The organism is Janthinobacterium tructae (assembly GCF_006517255.1).
In the GTDB taxonomy this organism is placed as follows: Bacteria; Pseudomonadota; Gammaproteobacteria; order Burkholderiales; family Burkholderiaceae_D; genus Janthinobacterium; species Janthinobacterium tructae.
In genome coordinates this window covers 4,657,509-4,680,546 of record NZ_CP041185.1, presented here as the reverse complement: position 1 = coordinate 4,680,546, position 23,038 = coordinate 4,657,509, and the positions used below count along the sequence as shown (strand labels likewise).

Annotated in this window: 15 protein-coding genes, 1 tRNA gene and 1 pseudogene; 5 read left to right on the top strand and 12 right to left on the bottom strand. The window is 63.3% G+C overall.

Annotated features, from left to right (window positions below; genetic code table 11):
* Positions 1-77: 77 nt before the first annotated feature.
* The 5 genes from FJQ89_RS20520 to FJQ89_RS20500 form a co-directional block, all read right to left on the bottom strand.
* On the bottom strand, positions 78-1,028 hold the full coding sequence (locus tag FJQ89_RS20520; RefSeq protein WP_034753270.1) for a ribose-phosphate pyrophosphokinase: 951 nt from the start codon (positions 1,026-1,028) through the stop codon (positions 78-80).
* A 150-nt stretch (positions 1,029-1,178) separates the two neighbouring features.
* Positions 1,179-1,255: transfer RNA gene (locus FJQ89_RS20515), tRNA-Gln, on the bottom strand.
* Positions 1,256-1,333: 78 nt separating this feature from the next.
* Positions 1,334-2,218: a 4-(cytidine 5'-diphospho)-2-C-methyl-D-erythritol kinase gene (gene ispE, locus FJQ89_RS20510; protein ID WP_141171494.1), complete on the bottom strand. Its 885-nt coding sequence runs from the start codon at positions 2,216-2,218 to the stop codon at positions 1,334-1,336.
* A complete protein-coding gene (locus FJQ89_RS20505) occupies positions 2,215-2,865 on the bottom strand; it encodes an outer membrane lipoprotein LolB (RefSeq protein WP_141171493.1) in 651 nt (216 codons plus the stop codon). Before FJQ89_RS20505 ends, ispE begins: the two co-directional genes overlap by 4 nt.
* Before the next feature lie 61 nt (positions 2,866-2,926).
* On the bottom strand, positions 2,927-4,717 hold the full coding sequence (locus tag FJQ89_RS20500; protein ID WP_141171492.1) for a tetratricopeptide repeat protein: 1,791 nt from the start codon (positions 4,715-4,717) through the stop codon (positions 2,927-2,929).
* Between the two features lie 166 nt (positions 4,718-4,883).
* On the opposite strand from FJQ89_RS20500, the gene mutM reads away from it, so the two are divergent.
* The 5 genes from mutM to FJQ89_RS20475 are packed head-to-tail and all read left to right on the top strand — an operon-like array spanning position 4,884 to position 11,268.
* Positions 4,884-5,720, top strand: coding sequence for a bifunctional DNA-formamidopyrimidine glycosylase/DNA-(apurinic or apyrimidinic site) lyase (mutM, locus tag FJQ89_RS20495; RefSeq protein ID WP_141171491.1), 837 nt, complete (start codon positions 4,884-4,886; stop codon positions 5,718-5,720).
* Between the two features lie 10 nt (positions 5,721-5,730).
* A complete protein-coding gene (locus tag FJQ89_RS20490; RefSeq protein WP_141171490.1) occupies positions 5,731-7,632 on the top strand; it encodes a dynamin family protein in 1,902 nt (633 codons plus the stop codon).
* A gap of 44 nt (positions 7,633-7,676) precedes the next feature.
* A complete protein-coding gene (gene mutY, locus FJQ89_RS20485; protein WP_243136155.1) occupies positions 7,677-8,852 on the top strand; it encodes an A/G-specific adenine glycosylase in 1,176 nt (391 codons plus the stop codon).
* The gene (locus tag FJQ89_RS20480) at positions 8,852-10,657 is read left to right on the top strand and encodes a sensor histidine kinase (protein WP_141171489.1); all 1,806 of its coding nucleotides are present in this window, start codon (positions 8,852-8,854) and stop codon (positions 10,655-10,657) included. The genes mutY and FJQ89_RS20480 overlap by 1 nt, the downstream gene beginning before the upstream one ends.
* A complete protein-coding gene (locus FJQ89_RS20475; RefSeq protein WP_141171488.1) occupies positions 10,654-11,268 on the top strand; it encodes a response regulator transcription factor in 615 nt (204 codons plus the stop codon). The genes FJQ89_RS20480 and FJQ89_RS20475 overlap by 4 nt, the downstream gene beginning before the upstream one ends.
* Here the strand turns inward: FJQ89_RS20475 and FJQ89_RS20470 are convergent.
* The 7 genes and pseudogenes from FJQ89_RS20470 to FJQ89_RS20440 all read right to left on the bottom strand — a co-directional run.
* Entirely contained in the window at positions 11,265-14,486 is a 3,222-nt protein-coding gene (locus FJQ89_RS20470; RefSeq protein ID WP_141171487.1) for a molybdopterin dinucleotide binding domain-containing protein, read from the bottom strand. The two genes, FJQ89_RS20475 and FJQ89_RS20470, sit on opposite strands and share 4 nt — an antisense overlap.
* Before the next feature lie 10 nt (positions 14,487-14,496).
* Entirely contained in the window at positions 14,497-15,609 is a 1,113-nt protein-coding gene (gene nrfD, locus FJQ89_RS20465; RefSeq protein ID WP_141171486.1) for an NrfD/PsrC family molybdoenzyme membrane anchor subunit, read from the bottom strand.
* A gap of 3 nt (positions 15,610-15,612) precedes the next feature.
* Positions 15,613-16,323 carry a sulfate reduction electron transfer complex DsrMKJOP subunit DsrO gene (gene dsrO / locus FJQ89_RS20460; protein ID WP_071079747.1) on the bottom strand — a complete coding sequence of 237 codons (711 nt, stop codon included), beginning with the start codon at positions 16,321-16,323 and terminating at the stop codon, positions 15,613-15,615.
* 242 nt (positions 16,324-16,565) lie between these two features.
* Positions 16,566-17,702 (bottom strand): deoxyguanosinetriphosphate triphosphohydrolase, encoded by a 1,137-nt coding sequence (locus FJQ89_RS20455; protein WP_141171485.1) that lies wholly within the window; start codon positions 17,700-17,702, stop codon positions 16,566-16,568.
* A 1-nt stretch (position 17,703) separates the two neighbouring features.
* Positions 17,704-19,323 (bottom strand): bifunctional shikimate kinase/3-dehydroquinate synthase AroKB, encoded by a 1,620-nt coding sequence (aroKB, locus tag FJQ89_RS20450; protein ID WP_423245169.1) that lies wholly within the window; start codon positions 19,321-19,323, stop codon positions 17,704-17,706.
* 39 nt (positions 19,324-19,362) lie between these two features.
* Positions 19,363-21,555 carry an Ig-like domain-containing protein gene (locus FJQ89_RS20445; protein ID WP_243136153.1) on the bottom strand — a complete coding sequence of 731 codons (2,193 nt, stop codon included), beginning with the start codon at positions 21,553-21,555 and terminating at the stop codon, positions 19,363-19,365.
* A gap of 97 nt (positions 21,556-21,652) precedes the next feature.
* Positions 21,653-22,978 (bottom strand): annotated as a pseudogene (locus FJQ89_RS20440) (type IV pilus secretin PilQ); the annotation flags it as partial.
* Positions 22,979-23,038: the final 60 nt, after the last annotated feature.

The following is a 23,038-nucleotide window of genomic DNA, read 5'->3' as shown; positions in this document are numbered from 1 at the left end:
GAAAACTAAAACACTGCGGCGCAACAGGCAAAAAGCCGGTCGCGCCGCAGGCATTACGTCTGTTTCTATTTATCGAATTAGTCGATAAAGAGGGAAATAACCGAATCACCCTTGATGATGCGCTTGAACGTCTCGGCCAGCAGCGGCGCGCACGTCAATTGACGAATCTTGCCGCAGGCCAGGGCCGCTTCGGACAGGGGGATCGTGTCGGTCACGACCAGCTCATCGAGTGGCGAAGCCGAAATACGGTCGATCGCCGGGCCAGACAGCACCGCGTGCGTGCAATACGCCACGACTTTTTTCGCGCCGCGCTCTTTGAGCACTTCGGCAGCCTTGGTCAGGGTGCCTGCCGTGTCGACCATGTCATCCATGATCACGCAGTTGCGGCCTTCGACTTCACCGATGATGTTCATCACTTCGGACACGTTCGCTTTTGGACGACGCTTGTCGATGATGGCCAGGTCGCAGCCCAGGCGTTTTGCCAGGGCGCGCGCACGTACCACACCGCCGACGTCCGGCGACACTACCAGCAAATCCTGGTAGTTTTTCTTTTGCAGGTCGCCCAGCAAAATTGGCGAAGCGTAGATATTGTCGACTGGGATATCGAAGAAACCTTGAATCTGGTCAGCGTGCAAGTCCATGATCAGGACGCGCTCGACACCGGCTTCTTCCAGCATGTTCGCCACCACCTTGGCCGAAATCGCCACACGCGCGGAGCGCGGACGACGGTCTTGGCGGGCGTAGCCGAAGTAAGGAATTGCGGCGGTGATGCGGCCAGCGGAAGCACGTTTCAAGGCATCAACCATCAGCATGATTTCCATCAGGCTGTCGTTGGTTGGAGCACAGGTGGATTGCAAAACAAAAACATCCTTGCCGCGCACGTTTTCGTTAATCTCGACCATTACTTCGCCGTCGGAGAATTTCGAAACGTTTGCTTTACCGAGAGGGATGCCGAGGTTTTTTGCGACCCCCTCTGCCAACGCTGGATTCGCGTTGCCGGTAAAAACCATCAGGTTTTCGTAAGCCATGGGAGTCCCAAGAGGTGATATAGAAGTCTTGAAAAGCACTAACCGGGCATAGGCCCGGTCAGTCATTGTTTAGAATATGCCGCGTGGCGACATATCTGCTTTTTCCCGCACTGGACGCTAACTTCGCATCGACAGACTACGGTGAAATGGTGGCAGGGGAAGAAGGATTCGAACCTTCGCATGCTGGAATCAAAATCCAGTGCCTTAACCAGCTTGGCGATTCCCCTACGTTACTGACTGCTTGCCGTCATGTTGGCCAGTATTATACCGACTATTTGACGCTAAGCAAAATCTTTTTTTGCTCTCTACAACATGGTGAGCATCGGGTGGCGACTCAGCGCTTTTGCCTTCCAGGCGATCCAGACTGGTGGCACATTGCTGAGCACCGCATCCGCTTCTTCCTGACTGCCAAACGCACTAAACACACAAGCACCGGAACCAGTCATCCTGGCCTCACCGTAAGCACCCAGCCATTTTACCGCATCTGCTACCGGCTTGAAAAGACTGCATGCTACTTGCTGTAAATCATTTTTACCAAACCCGCCCGCATCGTTTCCTTCTGCGAGGTACCTGGAAAAGTCCGCTATTGTGACGGGTTCGGTATTTCTCGTCAAGCCTTCCGCGCAAAAAATTGCAGCGGTGGGTACTTGCACGCCCGGCTCGATCACCACATACCAGCATTCTGGCGTGGCGACAGGCTGCAAGGCCTCGCCCACGCCTTCGGCAAAGGCATTCTCGCCAAAGATGAAAAACGGGATATCGGCGCCCAGCGGCAAGCCCAGCGCCATCAATTCCTCGCGCGTCAATCCCGCTTGCCACAGGCGGTTCAAGGCCATCAGTGCCGTGGCCGCATCGGACGAGCCGCCCCCCAGGCCGCCACCCATGGGCAGCACTTTATCGATGGCGATATCGACGCCGCGCGGCAAGGCGCCCTTGCGGCGCAGCACTTCGGCCTGCAGCAATGTCGCGGCGCGGATGATCAGGTCCTGCTCCTCCGGTACGCCGGCAAGCGCCGTCACGCGGACAATCGCCGTGTCGTCGCGCAGCGCAAAATGCAAGGTGTCGCCATGGTCGAGCAATTGGAACACCGTCTGCAGCAGATGGTAGCCATCGGCGCGGCGGCCGTTAACGTGTAGAAATAGGTTCAGCTTGGCCGGGGCCGGGCAATTGTTCAGGGTCGTCAGTGTCATGGTGCAGGTGCGGAAGTGGCGGGATCGAGCACGATGCGCAGCGAGACGGCATCGGCCTGCGCGCTGGCATTGCGTTCGGCATCGATACGCCGCGGTTGCGGCAAGGCGCCCGGTGTATTGTCAGCCACATTTTGCCCTACTTCTTGCCACGACACATAGCGCAAGCGCCAGCCGTCTTTGGTCGTCACGCTGTCGTTCGCGGGCGAAGCGATAAAGCGCTTGCCATCGGCGCCCATGGCATAGCCCTGCAGCCAGTCGCGCAAGCCCGACACGGGCAAGGACCAGCCCAGCATCTGCGCGCTCAGGGTATCGACATCGGGCGCGCTGCGCGGCGCCTTGCCGCTTTGCGTCAACACGGCCTCGCGCGGCGTGACGGCGATGGTGGCCAAGGTGCTGCCGACGGGCGAATACAGCGTCACATCCGTGCGCTGCGCCGTCTGCTGCCAGTTGAAATTGACGGTCGCCGATTCGGGCTTGTCGTCTTTCTGGTACACCACGTTCAAGCGGCCCGTCAGCTCCACCTGTTCGCGGTACGGAGCCACAGCAGCGCCCGATGGCGCGGCGCCGGACGAGAATGGCGAAGTCAGGGTCGAGCAGGCCGAGAGGGACAGGCAGACGAGAGCCAGGGGGAGGAGTTTTTTTAACATGGGCACAAGGAAAAACCAGCGCCATGGCGCTGGTTTTTTATAGTTGAGTTAATCGGTTCAATCACAAACTGACATTCAAGCGCGCCAGGGTACTTTTCAGCGCATCGTTTTTCGGGTCCTTGCTGCGCGCTTCGCGCCACAGTTTTTGCGCTTCATCCTTGTCGCCCTTCTGCCACAGCACTTCGCCCAGGTGGACGGCGATTTCCGGATCGCTGCGCACGGCATAGGCGCGGCGCAGCGCGTTTTCCGCCGCGGCCAGGTTGCCCATGCGGAACTGCACCCAGCCCATGCTGTCCATGATGAACGGGTCGCCCGGCGCCATCTGCAAGGCTTTTTCGATCAGCGCATGGGCTTCCGGCAGGCGGATACCCCGCTCGGCCAGCGAGTAGCCCAGGGCGTTATATGCATGCTGATTGTCGGGCGCCAGCGCCATCACGCGGCGCAGGCTCGCTTCCATCAGCTCGAGTTTATCCAGGCGCTCGGCCAGCAAGGCGTAGTCATACAGCAGTTCCGGATTGTCGGGGAAGCGCAGCAAGGCGTTTTCCAGCACCGTGTAGGCGCTTTGCACATAGCCGGCGTCGCGCAGGAATTGCGCATCGACCAGCAGCACCTGCGCCTGGCTTGCCGGATCGTCCGTTTCGATTTCCGTCAGCGCCTTGCGCGCCGCATCGAGATTGCCGCCACGGGCGATCAGCTGGGCGCGGCGCAAGCGCGCCTCGACATAACCGCTTGATGCGCTGTTGTCGACCTTGTCCAGCCAGGCGATGGCGCCGGCCGTGTCGCCGCGCGTCTCGGCGATCTGCGACAAAATCATCAGGGCCTTGAACGGATCGCGCGTGTCGCCAGGGGATTTTTCAAGCACGGCCAGGAAGCGCTTGAAATACTGCTCCGCGCCCTTGGTGTCTTCCAGCTGCAGCGCCACGATACCCAGCGCATACAGGGCGCCCACGTTATCGGGCGCGCTTTTCAGGAGCAGCAGGAACTGGTCGCGCGCCGGTTCCAGCTGTTTTTGTTCGACCAGCAGGCGCGCATACGCGCCGCGCACTTCGACGGCGTCCGGATTCTTTTGCAGGAAAGTGGCCAGCACCTTGCCCGCCGCCTCGGCCTCGCCCGTCACCTGCGCCAGGGTCAGCACGGCCAGCTCGGAGTTCGGCTTGATGGCCAGCGCCTTGTTCGCTTCGCCGATGGCGCGCTCACGCTCGCCGATCGACAGGGCACCCTGCGCCAGCACCAGGTGCGCTTCGAACATATCCAGGTAAGGCTGCGCCAGGCGCGTCACCATCGAATAGGCATACAGCTTGTCATTCGAGCGCGACAAAATCTGCTGCATCTGGAACAGCGCCACGCCGCGCGCGCCCGCCGGCGCATTGGCCAGGCGCTCGGCGAAAATCGGTTCCGCTTCTTCGATTTTGTCCGTCAACACGACAAAGCCGAGGAAGAACTGCGTCGCCTCGTCAGAATCAGGCGCCAGCTCGCGCCACAGGCGGATGGCCGCCAGCGCTTCGCCACCCTGCTTGGCGGCCAGCGCCATTTCCGAAGCGCGGCGCGCCAGGCGCGGGTCGCGCGTCTGCTGCGCCGCCACCATCATCGTCACGTACGGACCTTGCCACTGGCCGCTCTTGAATTCCATCTCGGCCTTGGTCAGCTTGTACAGCAAGTCGCTGCTCAGTTCGACCTTCGGCAGCTCGTCGCCGCCGGCCCCCTCCTTGGAGGTGGCGTCCGGCTCCTGCGGCGCGGCGGGCGCGGGCGCAGTGGGGCTGGCCGCGGCATCGGCGGGGGCGACAGGCGTCTGTGCCATGGCATGCGTGGCCATCAGGGCGGACAAGGTTACAATGGCGAAAGCGTTTTTCAAAGGCTGATCCTGGCTAAACGGCAAAGTTTGATTCTACGCCCAACACGGCTATCGCGTACTTCACGTATGTAACGAAATATATACGTCGTGGCGGCGTAGCTGGCCCGAACCAGCCCTGCGCCGGCAACCCGCCTGTTTTTACCCGGTTTTCAACCATTCGAGCCCTATGCCAGAATTGCCAGAAGTCGAAGTCACACGGCGCGGTGTCGCGCCCCATATCGAGGGCCGCGCCGTGCGCGCCGTCGTGCTGCGCCGCGACGGCCTGCGCTGGCCCTTCCCTCCGGCCCTGGGCGAACAATTGTCGGGGCAAACCATCGGCCTGACGGGGCGGCGCGGCAAATACCTGCTGATCCACTTCCGCCACGGCACCTTGATCATCCACCTGGGCATGTCGGGCCATTTGCGCGTGCTGCCGACGGGCACGGAGGCGCAAAAGCACGACCATTTCGACCTCGTCGTGGAAGACGCGGACGGCGGCAGCCAGGTGCTGCGCATGACGGACCCGCGCCGCTTCGGCGCCGTGCTGTGGCACGACGAGGCCGACGGCCCGCTCGATGGCCACGCGCTGCTGCGCGGCCTGGGCACGGAACCGCTGGAAGGCGGCTTCACGGGCCGGCTGCTGTTCGAAAAAACGCGCAACAAGGGCACCAATATCAAGCAGGTACTGATGGCGGGCGATATCGTCGTCGGCGTGGGCAATATCTATTGTTCCGAAAGCCTGTTTCGCGCGGGGATCAACCCGAAGACGCCGGCCCGGCGCATCGGCCTGGCGCGCTATGAGAAACTGGCGCAATCGATCCGCGACGTGCTGGCCGAAGCCATCGTGCAAGGCGGCAGCACCCTGCGCGACTTCATCGGCGTGAACGGCCAGTCCGGCTATTTCCAGCAGACGTATTTCACGTACAACCGCGCGGGCAAGCCATGCCGCGTATGCGGCGCGCCTATCCGCCAGATCGTGCAGGGGCAGCGTTCCACGTTCTACTGCGTGAACTGTCAAAAGTAAAGGGGGCCTGATGGTCAGAGATTTGGAACAATACAGCGCATGGCGGCAGGACGTGCAGGCCGCCTTGCAGGCATACCGGCAAGCCGCCAGCGCGGTGGGCCTGGTCGACGGCGCTTCCGCGCTGCGCCTGGCGCGCTGTGGTTCCCGCCTGCTCGACGACCGTCTATCTGTCGCCTTCGTGGCGGAATTTTCGCGCGGCAAATCCGAGCTGATCAACGCCATCTTCTTTGCCGGCTATGGCCAGCGCATCCTGCCCTCGGGCGCGGGCCGCACCACCATGTGCCCCACCGAGCTGCTGTACGACGCCGCCTGGCCGCCATCGATCCGGCTGCTGCCCATCGAGACGCGCGCGCAAAACCTGTCGACCAGCGACTACCGCGACCTGCCCGCCGCCTGGACCGTCCTGCCCCTGAACATCGATGCGGGCGGCGACATGCAGGAAGCCATCCGCCAGGTCAGCCTGACGAAAACAGTCAGCGTGGAAGAAGCGGCGCGTTACGGTCTGTACGACGCCGACGACGCGGATGCTCCCGCCATGCTGGACGACAACGGCCAGGTGGAAATTTCCATGTGGCGCCACGCCATCATCAACTTCCCCCATCCGCTGCTGAAACAGGGCCTGGTGATTCTCGATACGCCCGGCCTGAACGCCATCGGCACGGAACCGGAACTGACCCTGAACCTGATCCCGAATGCGCACGCGGTGCTGTTTATTCTGGCGGCCGACACGGGCGTCACCCGCAGCGACATCGAGGTATGGCGCAACCATATCGGCGCCGGTGCGGGGCGCCTGGTGGTGCTCAACAAGATCGACAGCATGTGGGATGAATTGCGCGGCGACGCCGAGGTGGCGCAAGCCATCGAGCGCCAGCAGGCCAGCGTGGCGCATCTGCTGACGCTCGACGCTGGGCAGGTGTTTCCCGTGTCGGCGCAAAAGGCCCTGGTGGGCAAGATCAACCACGATGCGGCGCTGCTGAAAAAGAGCCGCCTGCAGGCGCTCGAGACGGCCTTGTTCGATGAGCTGATCCCCGCGCGCAAGGACATCATCCGGCGCCAGCTGGCGTTCGACCTGGACGCCATCGAAGCGGCGCAGCAGGTGCAGGCGGCGGCGCGCGCGCGCGGCATCGCCGAGCAGCTGCACGAGCTGCACAGCCTGCGCGGCAAGAACCAGAGCGTGATCGCCCACATGATGCGGCGCATCGATATCGAGAAGAAGGAATTCGACAGCAGCCTGTTCAAGCTGCAAGCGACGCGCGCCGTCTTTACCCGCCTGTCGACGGAGCTGTATACGAGCCTGGGCATGGACATCGTGCGCGACGATATCGATGGCGTGCGCGCGGCCATGCAGCGCAGCCGCTTTTTCACGGGCCTGCGCGAAGCCGTGCGCCAGTACTTCGAGCGCATCGCCAGTAACCTGGACCGCTCGGAAGGCAAGACGGCCGAGATCACGGAAATGATGAACGTGATGTACCGAAAATTCGCCTCCGAACACGGCCTGGCACTGGCCTTGCCGATGCCGTTTTCGCTGGCCCGCTACCGCCAGGAGATCGCCGACATCGAAGCCGTGTATCACAAGCAGTTCGGCACGGCGACCCTGCTGACCACCAGCCGGGTCGTGCTGATGGAAAAATTCTTCGACACCATCGCCTCGCGCGTGCGCCGCAGTTTCACCAACGCCAACGACGACGCGAGCGCCTGGCTGAAAGTCATCATGGCACCCCTCGAAGCGCAGATCGTCGAGTACAAGGAGCAGCTGAAACTGCGCTTTGCCTCGATCCAGCGCATCCACGACGCCACGGGCAGCCTGGAACAGAAAATCGCCGGTTTCGAGGCCAGCCTGGCGGCGCTCGAACGCGACAAGGCGCAGCTGGCGCAATTGCTGGCCGCCTTGCGCGCGGCCAGCGCAAGCTGAACGCAACATCAGCACCATCAAACAACAGAACACTGGAATCCTGCATGAAACGTCTGCTGCATCCGCTCTCGCCCGCCACGGGCACGACTCAATTTGAAAACGCGCCTGAAAATTATATCGACCCGACTTTTTCCGCCACCGTCATCGCCTGGCAAAAGCAGCATGGCCGCCATGCACTGCCATGGCAAAACACGCGCGATGCCTACCTGATCTGGCTGTCCGAAATCATGCTGCAGCAAACGCAGGTCACCGCAGTACTCGGCTACTACGCGCGCTTCCTCGAACGCTTCCCCACCCTGCGCGATTTGGCCGCAGCACCGGTGGAAGACGTGATGGCGCAATGGAGCGGCCTCGGCTACTACACGCGGGCGCGCAACCTGCACAAGTGCGCGCAGCGCGTGGTGGCCGAATACGATGGCGTCTTTCCCAGCGACCCGGCCCTGCTGGCCGACCTGCCCGGCATCGGCCGCTCGACGGCGGCCGCCATTTCCGCGTTTTCCAGCGGCACGCGCGCGGCCATCATGGACGGCAACGTCAAGCGCGTGTTTGCGCGCACCTTCGGCATCGATGCCTATCCCGGCGAGAAACGGGTCGAGGAAGCAATGTGGCGCCGCGCCGAAGCGCTGCTGCCTGAATCGGGTATCGAAGCCTACACGCAGGGCCTGATGGACTTTGGCGCCACCCTGTGCACGCGCAGCAGCCCCGATTGCGGCCGCTGCCCCTTGCAGCCGCGCTGCGTGGCCTACGCCACTGGCCGCACCAAAGATCTGCCGGTACGCAAGCCGAAGAAAACCAGCCCGGAAAAACATGCCGTCATGCTGGTCATCGTCGACGATGGCCAGGTGCTGCTGGAGCAGCGCCCCGGCTCGGGCATCTGGGGCGGCTTGCTGTCGCTGCCCGAACTCGATGGCCACATGCTGGCCGATGCAGACTCGCCGCGAGAGATAGACCCGCAGGTACTGGCACGCGCCGTGGCGCCGTTCGGCGCAATCGAGACGCAGGAACGGCTGCTGCCCATCGTGCACGTCTTCACCCACTACAAGCTGCACATCGTGCCCTGCCGCATCACCCTGGCGCGGCGCCTGGCGCTGGCCGGGGAAGCGACGCACGTCTGGTATGACGGCGCGAAAATTGCCGACGCGCCGCTGCCCGCACCGATCAAGAAACTGCTGCTGGAGCTGTTCGGCGATGCGCATGCGGCGCAGCGCAGCATGTTCTAGTGCGCCGGCTTGCTACCCTGGTGCTTGCGGCGCTGTGCCTGCACGGCGCGCAAGCGGCTGACGCGCTGCCGGAGGTACGCATCGGTGTACTCGCCTACAAGGGCGCCGACGCCGTGCAGCAGGACTGGTCTTACGTGACGCGCCACCTGCAAGCGAGCATCCCCGGCATCCGTTTTACACTGGCCGACTACGACCAGGCGGGCTTGACGCGTGCCGTGCAGTCGCAAGCGATCGCCTTCGCCATCACCAGCAGCGGCCACTACGTGGCGCTGGAACACAGCGATGGCGCCAGCCGCATCGCCACGCTCGAATCGCCATGGACGGACTCGCCGCGCCAGGCCATCGGCTCGGCCATCGTCGTGCGCAGCACGTCGCCGCTGCATGACCTGGCCGACCTGGCGGGCAAGAACGTGATGGCGGTGGCGCCCGATGCGTTTGGCGGCTACCAGATCGCCGCACGCGAACTGCGCGAAGCGGGCATCGATCCCACGCATGATTTTGCCAGCCTGCGCTACAGCGGTTTCCCCTCGCAGCAAATCGTCGAAGCCGTGCGGGCGGGACGCATGGATGCCGGCATCGTGCGCACCTGTCTGCTGGAGCAGATGGTGGCGCGCGGCGAAGTGCGCGCCGATGAACTGCGCGTGATCACCACGCGCCCGATTCCCGGTTTTCGCTGCGCCAGCTCGTCGCGGCTGTATCCGGACTGGCCCTTCGTGGCCCTGCGCCAGACGCCGCCGGCGCTGGCGAAAAAAGTGGCGCAGGCCCTGCTGGCCATGCCGCGTACCGATGAAGGTTACAGCTGGACGGTGCCCAGCGATTACCAGATCGTCGATGAACTGTTCCGCGAGCTGCGCATCGGCCCCTACGCCTACCTGGACAAGCTGACGTTCGAGACGGCCCTGCGCCGCTACTGGGGCTGGATGCTGCTGGTGCTGGCCTTGCTGGTGGCCTGGGCCGTGCATACGGTGCGCGTGGAATACCTGGTCAGCCGGCGCACGGAGCAATTGCGTGCCGCCCAGCACCAGCAGCGCGCGCTGGAAGAACAGGCGCGCCAGCGCCAGGCCACGCTCGACCACACGGCGCGCCTGGCCATCCTGGGCGAAATGGCCAGCGCCATTGCGCACGAATTGAACCAGCCGCTGGCGGCCATCGGCAATTTCGCGCGCGGCATGGCGCGCCGCATCGCGGCGGGCCGGCTCGACGCGGCGCCACTGCTCGACGGCGCGCAGGAAATCGCCACGCAAAGCGAACGCGCGGGCGCCATCATCCGGCACATCCGCGCGATGGCGCAAAAGCGTCCCGCGCACAGCACGCCCTTCGCCCTGGCCGACGCCGTGGAGCAGGCGGTATCGCTGTTCCGCGCGGCCCATCCGCAAGCCAATATCAGCGGGCGTCACGAGGAGGTCAGCGCTGCACCGCGCGTGCTGGCCGATCCGCAGCAAGTGCAGCAGGTGCTGCTCAACTTACTGAAAAATGCGCTCGATGCGCAGGTGGAAAACGACAATCCGGGGCACCCCATCGGCGTACTGCTGCACCGCGAAAACGGCGCCTGCACGGTGGCCGTGCGCGACGCCGGTTGCGGCCTGCAGGCCGCGCAGATGGCGCGCCTGTTCGAACCCTTTTTTACCACCAAGGCCGAAGGCCTGGGCCTGGGCATGTCGCTCAGCAAAAGCATCATCGAATCGTTCGGCGGCAGCCTGTCGGCGCACGCCAACGCCGATGCGCCAGGCTTGACGGTCTGGTTCCGACTGCCCGAAGATACCGGTATGGAAGCGCACAAGGAAAACCAAGAGGAAACACCATGAATGAAAGCGATGCGATCATCTTTGTCGTCGACGACGACGCCGCCATGCGCCGCTCGCTGGCCTATCTGTTCGATTCGGCCGGCTGGCAAGTGGCGACGTTTGAATCGGCGCGCGACTTCCTTCAACGCTATGATGGCCATGCGCCCGGTTGCTTGCTGCTCGACGTGCGCATGCCTTTGATGAGCGGACTGGAATTGCAACAGGAACTGGTGCGCCACGCCATTTCGCTGCCCGTGATTTTCTTGAGCGGCCATGGCGACCTGGCCATGGCCGTGCAGACGATGAAGGCCGGCGCCTGTGATTTTCTGGAAAAGCCGTGCAAGGACCAGGTGCTGCTGGACGCCGTCTCGCGCGCCGTGGCCCGCAGCGTGGATGAGAGCCGCAACGCCGCCAGCGCGAATACGGCGCAATCGGCGCTGGCCAGGCTCACCGCGCGCGAGCGCGAAGTGGCGCTGCTGATGGCCGAAGGCAAAGCCTCGAAAGTCATCGCCCGCGAGCTGGGCATCAGCGACAAGACGGTGCAGGTACACCGCCATAACACGATGGAAAAACTGGGCCTGCACTCAGCAGCCGAGGTAGCCCGGCTGCTGATGGCCGGTGGACAGATTTAAGCCCGCACGATGCGCGCCGGCAGTCCTTGCCGCACCGACGTGCCCGACACGGGATCGACAAACACGTTCTTGTCGCTGCGGCTCGGGTCCGTCAATCCCAGATCGTTCAGATTGATGCCCGCGCCGATGGCCGGCTCGTCGGGCTGACGCGACTTGCCGATGCGGTGGGCCCGCGCGCCATGCTCCTTGTGGCCAAAGCCATGTTCAATGGCAATCACGCCCCGCTGCACGCCATGGCGCAGCATCACCGTGGCCCTGGCCCTGCCGCCCGGCGTTTCCAGAACAATTTCATCGCCATTTTGCAGTTTCAGACGCGCCGCATCGTCGGGATGCACGGCAACCGGGTTGTCGGGATGGATGCCGCGCAAGCGCCGCGCGCCGATGCTGTAGGAGTTCTGCAGCGCCGATTTAAAACTGATCAACTCGAATGGCCACTCGCTGGCCGGGTAGGTTTTGCGCACGGGCGTGCCGTCGGCAAACGCCGCCACTCTCCAGGCGGGCGTACCGGGGAAGCGTTTGCCGCTCAAGCTGTTCTTGCTCACGCCCAGGCCCTCGTTGTACAGCATCATCGGTTTCAGATAGCGGTGCGTGGACCAGTCCTGCGGATATGGCGTTTCATCAAGCACCGGCACGGGCGCCGCCGGCGCCTTGGGGTTCACGGGCGGCGGCAGGCGCAGGCCGAACATCTCGCCATAGCTCTGGTAGCGTCCCCCGCGCGCCAGCATGAAAGCCACCTTGCGCCACTCTTCCGGCTTCAAGGTCTGCTCCAGTTCGGGGCGGATGCGCGCCACACCAGAGAGCGCAATGTCGTCGTCGCTGGCCTCAGGCACGGCCGTCTTGCCCTGCCAGGCGATGTTGGCACCGCCGCGCAGATACCAGTCTTCCGCGCGCAGCAAGGGGAAGCGCTGGCCATCCATGTCCTGCAAGGCCTCCGGGCCGAAGCCCGGCAAGGCCATCGTTTTGGCCAGCGCGATGAAGAACGATTCCATGCAGATGGTCTGACCATCCGGCGTTTTCTGCACGCGCGGTTCGACCACGGGCCAGCGCGCCGTGCTCATTTTGACTGGCATGCCGCCCCAGGCGCCGGCCCAGCCCCAGCTTTCATACAGCAAGGTATCGGGCAACAGGTAGTCGGCAAACGCCGAGCTTTCGTTGATGAAAGGGTCGATGGCGACGATCAGGGGAATTTTCTTCGGATCGGCCAGCTCCTTGCCGATCTGGGCGCGCAAGCCCGTGATGCCGTAGACGGGATTGCAGCTCCACAGGATCAGCGCCTTCAAGGTGTACGGATAGCCGTTCATGGCGCTGGTGAGCCACTCGGTCGCCAGCGCAGGTGCGTTCGGATACCACGGCGCCCTGGCCGGATACGCCTTTCCCGCCTCTTTCTTCAGCTTGAATTCCGAGGTTTTTTCATAGGGCACATTGCGCCCGATCGGCATGCCCGCCGCCTTGATCTCGCCGTCGAAACTCTCGAGGTTATAGCGCGGCCCAGGCCCCGCATCCTTGAAGCTGCCGCCATTGACCAGCGTGCCGCCCTTGCGGTTCAAGTTGCCGATCAGGGTATTGAGCATGACCAGCGCATACGCGTTATAAAAACCGGCGCCCGACATCATGCCGCCGTGCGCATTGACGGCGGCGCGCTTGCCGTGGCTGGTGAGTTCCTGCGCCAGGCCTTCGATGATGTCGCGCCCGATGCCGCAGGCAGCTGCGTATTCATCCATGCTGTGGCGCTGTGCTTCTTCGTTCAACATCGTCATGGCCGTCTTCAGGTGCAGCTGCGCGCCCGCCACCTCCAGCGGACCGTCGAAGAACAAGCGACCCTCGCCCTTGGCCGCGTTGTGCGGCACGATGGCTTGCGTGGCGGCGTCGATCACGCAAAAGGCATCGCCATCCTTGTAGCGCTCTTCTTCCGCCAGCTCCACCGCGCCGATGTCCGACGCGCGCAGGTAGCGGCCATCGCGCGGATGGCCCTTTTCGTTGATGATCAAATGCGTGGCGTTGCACCAGGCGGCCTCGCCCGCCGATTCCGCCACCTTCAGGTTCGGCTGCACGAGGAAGTTGCGGTCATAGCGTTCGTGTTCGATGATCCAGCGTATCATCGCCATGGCCAGCGCGCCATCCGTGCCCGGCTTGATCGGTACCCAGCGGCTACGGTCGCCCGCCGCCAGGCTGTCGGCATTCGTCAGCACGGGGTCGACGACGACATAGCTGAAATCGCGCTTGCCCGAGCGGGCTTTTGCGATCAGGGTGCCCTGGCGCTTGAACGGATTGCCCGCATTGCCCGGCGCAGTGCCCACAAAAATGCAAAATTCCGTATTTTCCAGGTCCACTTTCGCATGCGGCATTTTCTTCATGTCGCCGAACATGGCGCCCGAGCCGCTGCGATACGCGCCGCCGCAATACGAACCGTGGTTGACCAGGTTCAAACTGCCGTACGACTGCTTGAAAAAGCGCGTGCCGAACGCCAGGCGGCCGTCGTCCGTGCTGCACATCAGGCCCACCTGGTTGACTTGCGGCCCCAGTTCCGGCTGCGCCGGATCGATCGGTTTTTCCAGCTCGCGCAAGGCGCGCAAGCCCTGCACGTGGCCTTCGCCAAACAGGTCGCCGCCTTCCGTCACTTCCTTCACCAGCTGATCGAAGGCGATCGGCTCCCACTGGCCGCCGCCGCGCGGTCCCACGCGCTTCATGGGCGCCAGCACGCGGAACGGCGACTCCATCTGTTCCAGCACGCCATTGCCACGGCCGCAAGCGGTCGAGCGGCCTTTCAGCCCCTTTTCCTGGAAGCGCGAGAGCGACACAAAACTGTCGCGTATCGAGGTCTGGTAAGGCAGCGCCGGGTCGGCCGACATGGGGCTGTAGGGATTGCCCGCCACGCGCAGCACCTTGCCGCTTTTTTTATCCAGGCGCACGCGCACGCCGCAAAACGTGGTGCAGCCCATGCACATGGTGTAGCTGACCTGCTGGTCCGGGTTGACGGTCAGTTTCCCCGTGGCCGTGTCGACGGAAAACTCGGGCGGCAGGGAATTGCCGTGCAAGCGCTGTACGGGTTTATCCTTGCCCAGCGCGTGGTCGACCATGCGGCCGGCCGTGGTGGAAAAGCTGGCGGCAAAGGCGGCCAGGCCACCGCCGATGGCGCCGTAGCGCAGCAGCTTGCGGCGCTTTTCGTTTTCATCTTCAGGGACGTCGTTGCGGTCGTCGTTATTTGTGTGTTCGTTCATTTTTGACTCCTCAGTGCGTGGCCATGGCAGGGCGGCTGCGTGTTGCAATCGCGCGTCCCGCCCATGGCAAAAATTCCAGCATCAGCAACAGCAGCGCGATCCACAGGCCGGCCGTGCCGATGATCCCCAGCAAGCCGTCGTTCCCCATCGGCAGGTGGTAGTCGTACAGGCCCGCGCCCGTTTTCGGGATGTTCTGGCCGCCGATGAAAATCGTCCAGCGCATCATCCAGGCGCTATGCAGCGCGATCAGGCCATTCACCAGGCCACTCGTGGCCGGGCGCCAGATGGCCAGCGCCATCGGCACGATGGACGACAGCACGGCCCAGACAGCCGTGAACTGCCATTGCGGCATGCCCGCCACCTGGGTAAACGCCATGCTGTGGCTGGCGCTCACGCCGGAGAGACTGACGAACAGCCAGCCGCCGCCCAGCGCCAGCACCAGCGCCAGCGACAGGGCCAGCGCGCGGTTCAGCGATACTTCCAGCGCCTGCTCGCGGCCCGGCAGGAAACGGTTGAACAGCAACGCCAGGCCCACGGCCCCGACAAAGGCCGTGGCGGCAAATTGCGCCGGCAGGAAAGGCGTGAACCACAGGGGACGGGCGCGCACCACCATCACTTCCATGCCCGTGTACAGGCCCACCACGAAGGCGGCGAGCAAGGTGAAGGCGGCGGCGGTGACGATGGCCTTGCGCGATGCGGCGCCACCGCGCCCGGCCAGGCTGTACAGGAAAGCCAGACGGTCCTGGCCCTGCCCCCGCGTGGCGAAGTCCACGCGCAGCGCCAGCCATGCGTACAGCATCAGGCAGCCCAGATACAGAGGAATGAAGAACGAGCCCCACGACATCCACGACTGCGGCTGGAAGTAAATATAGAAGTGATAGAAGCGGCCCGGCCCGTGCAGGTCGGCCAGCAGCGCCACAGGCGCCGTCATGCCGCACACGAGGGACGCCAGCAGCGCGATGCGCCCCAGGCGTTCATACGCCTTGCGGCCAAAGACGAAGTACGGCAAGGTCAGCATGAAACTGCCGTAACTGAGGCCGATGAGGAAAAAATACTGCACCGCCCACGGCAGCCATGCCGCTTCGCGCGTGACGTTGACAATTTCGGTGATGTGGCTGTCCATGGTTTATTTCCCGTGTTTGCTCGGTTGCCAAAGTGTCGCTTCGCCCTCGACGTGGCCGGCGAAGCGCGTGTCCAATCCCAGGTAGAACACGTGGGGCTGGGTACCCTGTTCGGGTTTCAGCACTTTCACCTTGTTCTCGGTGAGCAGCTGGTGCACCATGCTTTCAGGGTCATTCAGGTCGCCGAAGATGCGCGCGCCGCCGACGCAGGTTTCCACGCAGGCCGGCAGCAAGCCTTCGTCGACGCGGTGCGCGCAGAATGTGCATTTGTCGGCCTTGCCCGTCTCGTGGTTGATGAAGCGCGCGTCGTACGGACAGGCTTGCACGCAGTAGGCGCAGCCCACGCAGCGGTCGCCATCGACAACGACAACGCCATCCTTGCGCTGGAAGGTGGCGCCCACGGGACAGACGGGAATGCAGGGAGGATTGGCGCAGTGGTTGCACAGGCGCGGCAGCATGTAGGTGCCGCAGCGGTTCTCTTCCTTGACTTCATAGGTCGAGACGACGGTGCGGAAGCTGTTTTCCGGTACGGCGTTTTCCATGATGCAGGAGACCGTGCACGCCTGGCAGCCGATGCACTTCTGTACATCGACCACCATCGCCCAGCGCTGCCCGCCCTCGCCCTTCGTTGCAGCCTTGCCGGGCAGCGGCGCGATGGCCGCCCCGATGGTAACGGCTGGCAAGGCGCGCAAAAAACTGCGGCGCGATTCAATCATGACACTCTCCTTGACTATGGGCGGCAAGCCCTTGTTGACTTGCTGCCATGATAGAAAAGAAGTTGCCGTACGGATATTGGGGTGATAGTGCGGGGACCTAGATGATCATGCCAATTGACAGGATCGACAATGCGGAGTAGGTCGGATTCCCCATGACCGCTTGCATTGGTAGGTCGGGTTAGCCGGCACGGCGTAACCCGACATGAAGCGTCGCGCGGACATGTCAGTCCACGCAGTGACCGTTACAGCTCGTCGAGCGAATACAGCCGGCGGTGCTCGCGGATCGCGTAGCGGTCCGTCATGCCGGCGATGTAGTCGGCGATCTTGCGCGCCTGCTTGCTCACATCATCGCCATTGACCTGATAGTCGGGCGGCAGCAGGGCCGGTTCGGCCATGAAGCTGTCGTACAGTTCGCGCACGATGCGGCTCGCCTTGACCCGCATGCGGTTGACCTGGTAGTGGCGGTACAGGTTTGCTCTTAAAAAGCGTTTCAGGTCCGTCGCGTCACGCCGCATGGCGTCCGAAAAACGGATCAGCGGGGCACTGGCACGCACTTCGTTCACATCGCGCGGCGCCGCGTCGAGGATCAGGGCATTCGACGTGACGATCAGATCGTCGGCCAGGGCCGTGATCAGGCGGCGCAGGGTCTCGTAGATGGCGCGCCGGCCCGACAGGCCTGGAAATGCCTGCTGCACGTCGCGCCACAGGCGGCCAAAGAATTCCACCTCTTCCAGCTGGGCGATGGTGATCAGGCCGGAACGCAGGCCGTCGTCGATATCGTGGCTGTTGTAGGCGATTTCATCAGCCAGATTGGTCAGCTGCGCTTCCAGGGTCGGTTGCGTGCGGTCGATGAAGCGCTGGGCCACGGGCCCCAGTTCGCGCGCATGCGCCAGCGAGCAGTGTTTCAATATGCCTTCGCGCGTCTCGAACATCAGGTTCAAGCCGTCAAAGGCGCCGTAGTGCTCTTCCAGCGTGTCGACCACGCGCAGGCTTTGCAGGTTGTGCTCGAAGCCGCCGTGCGCCTGCATGCACTCATTGAGCACGTCCTGGCCCACGTGGCCGAATGGCGTATGGCCCAGGTCATGCGCCAGGGCGATGGCTTCCACCAGATCTTCATTCAGGCGCAGGTTGCGTGCGATGGAGCGGCCCACTTGCGCCACTTCCAGGCTGTGCGTCAGGCGCGTGCGGAACAGGTCTCCCTCGTGATTGAGGAACACCTGCGTCTTGTATTCGAGGCGGCGGAAGGCCGAGGAATGGATGATGCGGTCGCGGTCGCGCTGGAACTGGCTGCGCGAGGCGTGCGGCGCCTCGGCAAAGCGACGTCCCTGTCCCTGCGCCGAATGGGCCGCATAGGGAGCCAGGAAGTCTTCGGGCAGCATCTTATTGCACTCCGGCGGCCAGGGTGGCCAGCACCAGTTCGTGCGGCGCCGACGTGATGCACGGGCTGCCCAGCGGTTTCAACAGGATGAACTTGATGGCGCCGCCCTCGTTCTTCTTGTCTACTTCCATCAGTTCCAGCCAGCGCGCGACACCGAGGTCCGGCGCCTTGACGGGCAAGCCGGCGGCGGCGACGAGTTTACGCAAGCGCTCCACGGCCACCTGGTCGATATACCCCATGCGGCAGGACAGGTCGGCCGCCATCACCATGCCGCAGCCGACGGCTTCGCCGTGCAGCCAGTGGCCGTAGCCCAGGCCAGCTTCAATGGCGTGGCCAAAGGTGTGGCCGAAATTCAGGATGGCGCGCAAGCCGCCTTCGCGCTCGTCCTGGCGTACCACGTCGGCCTTGATTTCGCACGAGCGGGCGATGGCGTAAGCCAGGGCGCCCTTGTCGCGCGCCATCAGCTTGGCCATGTTCGCCTCGATCCAGTCAAAGAAGGCGGCATCGATGATGGCGCCATGCTTGATCACTTCGGCCAGGCCGGCCGACAGCTCGCGCGCCGGCAGGGTTTCCAGGGTCGAGGTGTCGGCGATCACGGCGCGCGGCTGATAAAACGCGCCGATCATGTTCTTGCCCAGCGGGTGGTTGATGCCCGTCTTGCCGCCGACGGAGGAATCGACCTGCGCCAGCAAGGTGGTGGGCACCTGCACGAAGCCGATGCCGCGCATGTAACTGGCCGCCGCATAGCCGGTCAGGTCGCCGATCACGCCGCCGCCCAGCGCCACCAGGGTAGTCTTGCGGTCGCATTTATTGGCCAGCAGCGCGTCGAAGATCTGCATCAGGCTGGCCCAGTTTTTATATTCTTCGCCGTCCGGCAGGACGATGCAGATTACTTCGCGGCCATCGCTGGCCAGTGCTGCCTGCAGGCGGCCCAGGTACAGCGGCGCGACGGTGGTATTGGTGACGATGGCCACCTTGTGGCCGCTGATATGGCGCAGCAGCGCATCGGCGTCGGCCAGCAGGCCGGGACCGATGGCGATCGGATAACTGCGTTCGTCGAGGTCTACGCTCAACAACATTTTGGATTGCTCGTTCATCGAAGGCTCTGCATGAATGACGCAGTTGGGCGAAGCCTCGCATTCGAGGCTGGCCAGCTGCATCAGGATGGTCTGAACCATCGATTGTACGTTAGGACGGCCTGTGTCGATGACAATGTCGGCCACTTCCATGTAATAGGGCTCGCGCTGCGACGTCAATTCTTCCAGCTTGCGGCGCGGGTCGGCCGTCTGCAGCAGCGGACGATTCTTGTCATGGCTGGTGCGTGCCAGGATGTTGCTGACGCTGGCGCGCAGATACACGACCGTACCCCGTTCCTTCAGGTAGGCGCGGCTGTCGGCATTGAGGATGGCGCCGCCGCCGGTGGCCATGACGATGCCTTCCTGGGCGCTCAAGTCGCGAATGACCTCGGCCTCGCGCCGGCGAAAGCTGGCCTCGCCCTCGATTTCAAAGATCCACGGGATGGTCGCTCCCGTGCGCGCCTCGATTTCGTGGTCGGAATCGACAAAGCGCAAGCCCAGCTTGCGGGCCAGGATGCGCCCGATGGTGGTTTTGCCTGCGCCCATGAGGCCTACTAAAAACAGATTTTGCATGTGCTGCGACAGTTATTTTGAATCACTACAAACATTCGCCTGCCCGTACGGACTATACATGCCCGGTGGAGACACATCCAGGCGGTTAAAGTCCGAGAACAGTCCCGGAAGCAAAGTGTAACCGACATAAGTTGCCTCCGTCCCGGAACTGTTGCCACGAATCGTCAATTCGACGTTCAGCCAGTTGGCCCTGTCGCGCGGATAAGTCAAGGTAACGGTGGTGGTGCCGCTACTGTCCGTTTTGCCTCCAGTGGACAGATTGAGCGGGATGCCGGGATCGAGGAAGCCGTTCTTATTCTCATCTTCGTTCGCGTCGAGCATGCCATTGCGATTCTGATCCTCATTCTTGCATGTCACGCTCGGCACCCGAACCCAGCTTAATGCCGCAGTGGAAAACTGCAGATAACCCTTGTAATACTCCTTGGGCCAGGCCGCGGCCGTGATGATCACGTCAGGGACCGGATTGCCCGCAGCGTCCGTCACAAACACGGTATAGGTCTTGCGATAGGTGCTGCTGTCCGTGCCATCGAGCACATTTCCGCTGCCGGCGCTGATGAACAGCGATTTCTTCGTCACCGTCAACTTGGCCGTGACGCTGCTGGTCGATACGCCCTGCAATCGCGCCTGGACGACCACGCCGTCGACGCCGGTACTGGCCTGGCCGGCGATATAGCTGACCGTGGCCATGCCGTCGCTATCAGTCATGACCACCGACGGCGAGCTCAAGGAACCACCACTGGCATCGCTCTGGATGGTGAAGCCGACCTGGGCATTCTTGACGAGATTGTTTTCCGCCGTGCCATCGCGCACGATGGCGCGCAGGGAGCTGCGTTGGGAAGTGCTGCCTGCCGTATTGGCACCGATCACCGCAGGGTCGGCCTGCAAAGTGATGCTTGCCTGCGGCGTGAGCGGAGCGACGAATTCCACGTCAGCCTGGACCGACACGCCCGTGCTCTCGTTCCTGGCGGTCAGCGAGGTGCGGCCCGCGCCGGCAGCCTGCACGTAGGCAACGGCATTACCGCCAACGAGCGCCAGCGGCGCCAGCAACGGCGTGGCGCAGCCTGCATCCTGGTAAATCGCGCCGCGCGACGTGCTGAAACGGACATTGCCCGTTTGCGGTGTGCCGGCCACATCGCTATGCACGCTGATGGCGTAGCAGGTTTGCGTTGCCAGCGTTGTCAGCGCGACATTCGCACCGGAGACGGCGTTGATCGTGAAATTGGCTGCATTGATCGCCACGGGCATGACCAGGCTGTCGCCCTGGGCCTTGATGGTGATCGTATCGCTGGTGCCAGACTGGGCGTTGTAGCTCAATACCAGCTGTCCGTTATTGTCCGTCAATGCCGGGCTGGCACCGCCACCCTTCACCGTCAGCGGATTGACCTGCGCGCTGAAAGCCACCGGCTTGCCCACCAGCGCATTGCCGCTGGAGTCGACCAGCTTGATCACCATGTCGGTGCTCGTTTTCAGGTTAATCGACGAAAAGGCATTGACGGCCAGTTTCGTGCCGCTGACGCTGATATCGGTACTGGCCGTTTGCGCACCGGCACTGGCGCTGACCTTGATCGTGCGCAGGCTGGCATCGCCCCCCGTATTCAGGCTGACCGTAGCCTGCCCTTGCGCATTGGTGCTGACCACCGTCGCGCCCAGCGCACCCGAATCGGCACTGAACGTCACGCTGGCATTGGGCACGATGGCATTGTTGGCATCTTTGACAAAAGCGATGACATTGACTGCGGTACCGCCCGACGATGCCAGGGTGCCGCCAGAGGAAGTCAGCAGCAAGGTAGCAATACCGGACGTGACTGGCACCACCTTGACCACGACCGGCGTGGACGTGATGCCGCCGCTGCTGGCCTGGATCGTGATGTCGCGCAAGGTCGCGTCCCCCTTCACGCTGAGCTTTTCAACCACGGTGCCGTTGGCATCCGTGACGCGCGTGGTATTGCTGATCGTACCCGAACTGGCAGTGAAGGCGACCGTCTGGCCGCTCAAGGCATTATTGCTTGTATTTTTGACAATTGCCGTCAGCGTGACTTCGGTGCCATCGGCGCCTGAGGCAACAATGGTCGTGGCGCTGGCCACGAGCGAGATGCTGGCAACGCCGTTGTTTGCACCGCCGGGCGTACCCAGGGTCGGATCACCGCCACCGCCACCACACGCGGCCAGTACAGTGCTCAAGACCAGCAGAGCCAGCCAATTCAATGCCCTACTCCAAGAAGTATTGCCTAAAGAAAAATTCCGCATAGTCGCCATCAGTCCGCTTTCGTTTGCATTGTTACTTAAACGTAAAGATGTGACATTAACGTGTTGCTGGCCGATCTGCCACTATTTTCGGCGTAATAAACACCATCAGTTCCGTTTTTTCTTGACTGCGGCCCGTGCTGCGGAAAAAAACACCGAGCACGGGGATGTCGCCCAGCAGCGGCACCTTGCTGTCCGTACCCCGTTCGGATTGCTGATAAATGCCCCCCAGCACCACCGTACCGCCGTCTTCCACCATCACTTGCGTACGCACATGCTTGGTGTCGATGGCGAAGCCGGAACGCGTTTCCTGGCCCACGCTATCCTTGTTGACGTCCACTTCCAGTACCACGTTGCCGTCCGGCGTGATCTGCGGCGTCACTTCCAGGCGCAGGTTCGCCTTGCGGAACGTGATCGACGTGGCGCCGCTGCTGGTGGCCACCTGGTAGGGCAATTCGATGCCCTGCTCGATCAGCGCCAGCACCTTGTCGGCCGTCACCACGCGCGGGCTGGAAATGATCTTGCCCCTGCCATCAGCTTCCAATGCGGACAATTCCAGGTTCAGGAAGCGGTTGGCGGCCGCCGAAAACAGGCTCAGGGCGAAGCTGGCCGGTTGCAAGCCATTGATGCTGGCGGCCGGCAGGTTGACAAATTGCGTGTTCGGCACGAAAGCGCCGCTGCCTGCCACCGTTTGCCCCGTCGCCTCGCCCACGCCCTGATACGTGCCGCCGATGGCTGCGCGGCGCCCGCTGCCGCCCAGGGAAAAACCGGGCAGCTGGCCCGCTGCCAGTCGTTGGTCCGTAAAACCCAGGCGCGCGCCCAGGTTGCGGCTGAAGCTGTCGTTCGCCTCGACGATGCGCGCCTCGATCATCACTTGCCGCGTGGCAATATCCGTCTTGGCGATCAGCTGACGGATCTGCTCCAGGCGCGCCGGCACGTCGGTGACGAACAACTGATTCGTGCGCGGCTCGATCAGCACGCTGCCACGGCGCGACAGCAGCCGGCTGCGCCCTTCCCCCGCATCGAGGCCGAATACGCTGCGGAACGCTTCCGCCTTCTGGTAGTTGAGCTGGAAGATGGCCGACTGCAGCGGTTCGAGTTCGGCGATCTGCGCGCGCTGTTCCAGTTCCAGTTTTTCGCGCGCCAGCATTTCCTCGCGCGGCGCGATCCACAGCACGTTGCCATTGCGCCGCATGTCCAGCCCCTTCGCCTGCAGCAGCACGTCGAGCGCCTGGTCCCACGGCAAGTTGTGCAGGCGCAGCGTCAGGTTGCCCGTCACGCTGTCGCTGGCGATGATGTTTTGCCCAGATGCGTCGGCCAGGATGTGCAGGGCCGCGCGCACGCCCACGTTCTGGAAATCGACGGAGATTTTTTCGCCCGCATACAGGCGCGGCGCCGTCACCTGCACCACCGCCTCGTCCCCGGCCAGGGCGGCGCCATGCAG

Bases quoted from the DNA above. Each gene is read 5' to 3' on its own strand.
- FJQ89_RS20520 (WP_034753270.1), bottom strand. From the start codon at position 1,028: ATGGCTTACGAAAACCTGATGGTTTTTACCGGCAACGCGAATCCAGCG.
- ispE (WP_141171494.1), bottom strand. From the start codon at position 2,218: ATGACACTGACGACCCTGAACAATTGCCCGGCCCCGGCCAAGCTGAAC.
- FJQ89_RS20505 (WP_141171493.1), bottom strand. From the start codon at position 2,865: ATGTTAAAAAAACTCCTCCCCCTGGCTCTCGTCTGCCTGTCCCTCTCG.
- mutM (WP_141171491.1), top strand. From the start codon at position 4,884: ATGCCAGAATTGCCAGAAGTCGAAGTCACACGGCGCGGTGTCGCGCCC.
- FJQ89_RS20490 (WP_141171490.1), top strand. From the start codon at position 5,731: ATGGTCAGAGATTTGGAACAATACAGCGCATGGCGGCAGGACGTGCAG.
- mutY (WP_243136155.1), top strand. From the start codon at position 7,677: ATGAAACGTCTGCTGCATCCGCTCTCGCCCGCCACGGGCACGACTCAA.
- FJQ89_RS20475 (WP_141171488.1), top strand. From the start codon at position 10,654: ATGAATGAAAGCGATGCGATCATCTTTGTCGTCGACGACGACGCCGCC.
- FJQ89_RS20470 (WP_141171487.1), bottom strand. From the start codon at position 14,486: ATGAACGAACACACAAATAACGACGACCGCAACGACGTCCCTGAAGAT.
- nrfD (WP_141171486.1), bottom strand. From the start codon at position 15,609: ATGGACAGCCACATCACCGAAATTGTCAACGTCACGCGCGAAGCGGCA.
- dsrO (WP_071079747.1), bottom strand. From the start codon at position 16,323: ATGATTGAATCGCGCCGCAGTTTTTTGCGCGCCTTGCCAGCCGTTACC.
- FJQ89_RS20455 (WP_141171485.1), bottom strand. From the start codon at position 17,702: ATGCTGCCCGAAGACTTCCTGGCTCCCTATGCGGCCCATTCGGCGCAG.
- aroKB (WP_423245169.1), bottom strand. From the start codon at position 19,323: ATGGGCGCAGGCAAAACCACCATCGGGCGCATCCTGGCCCGCAAGCTG.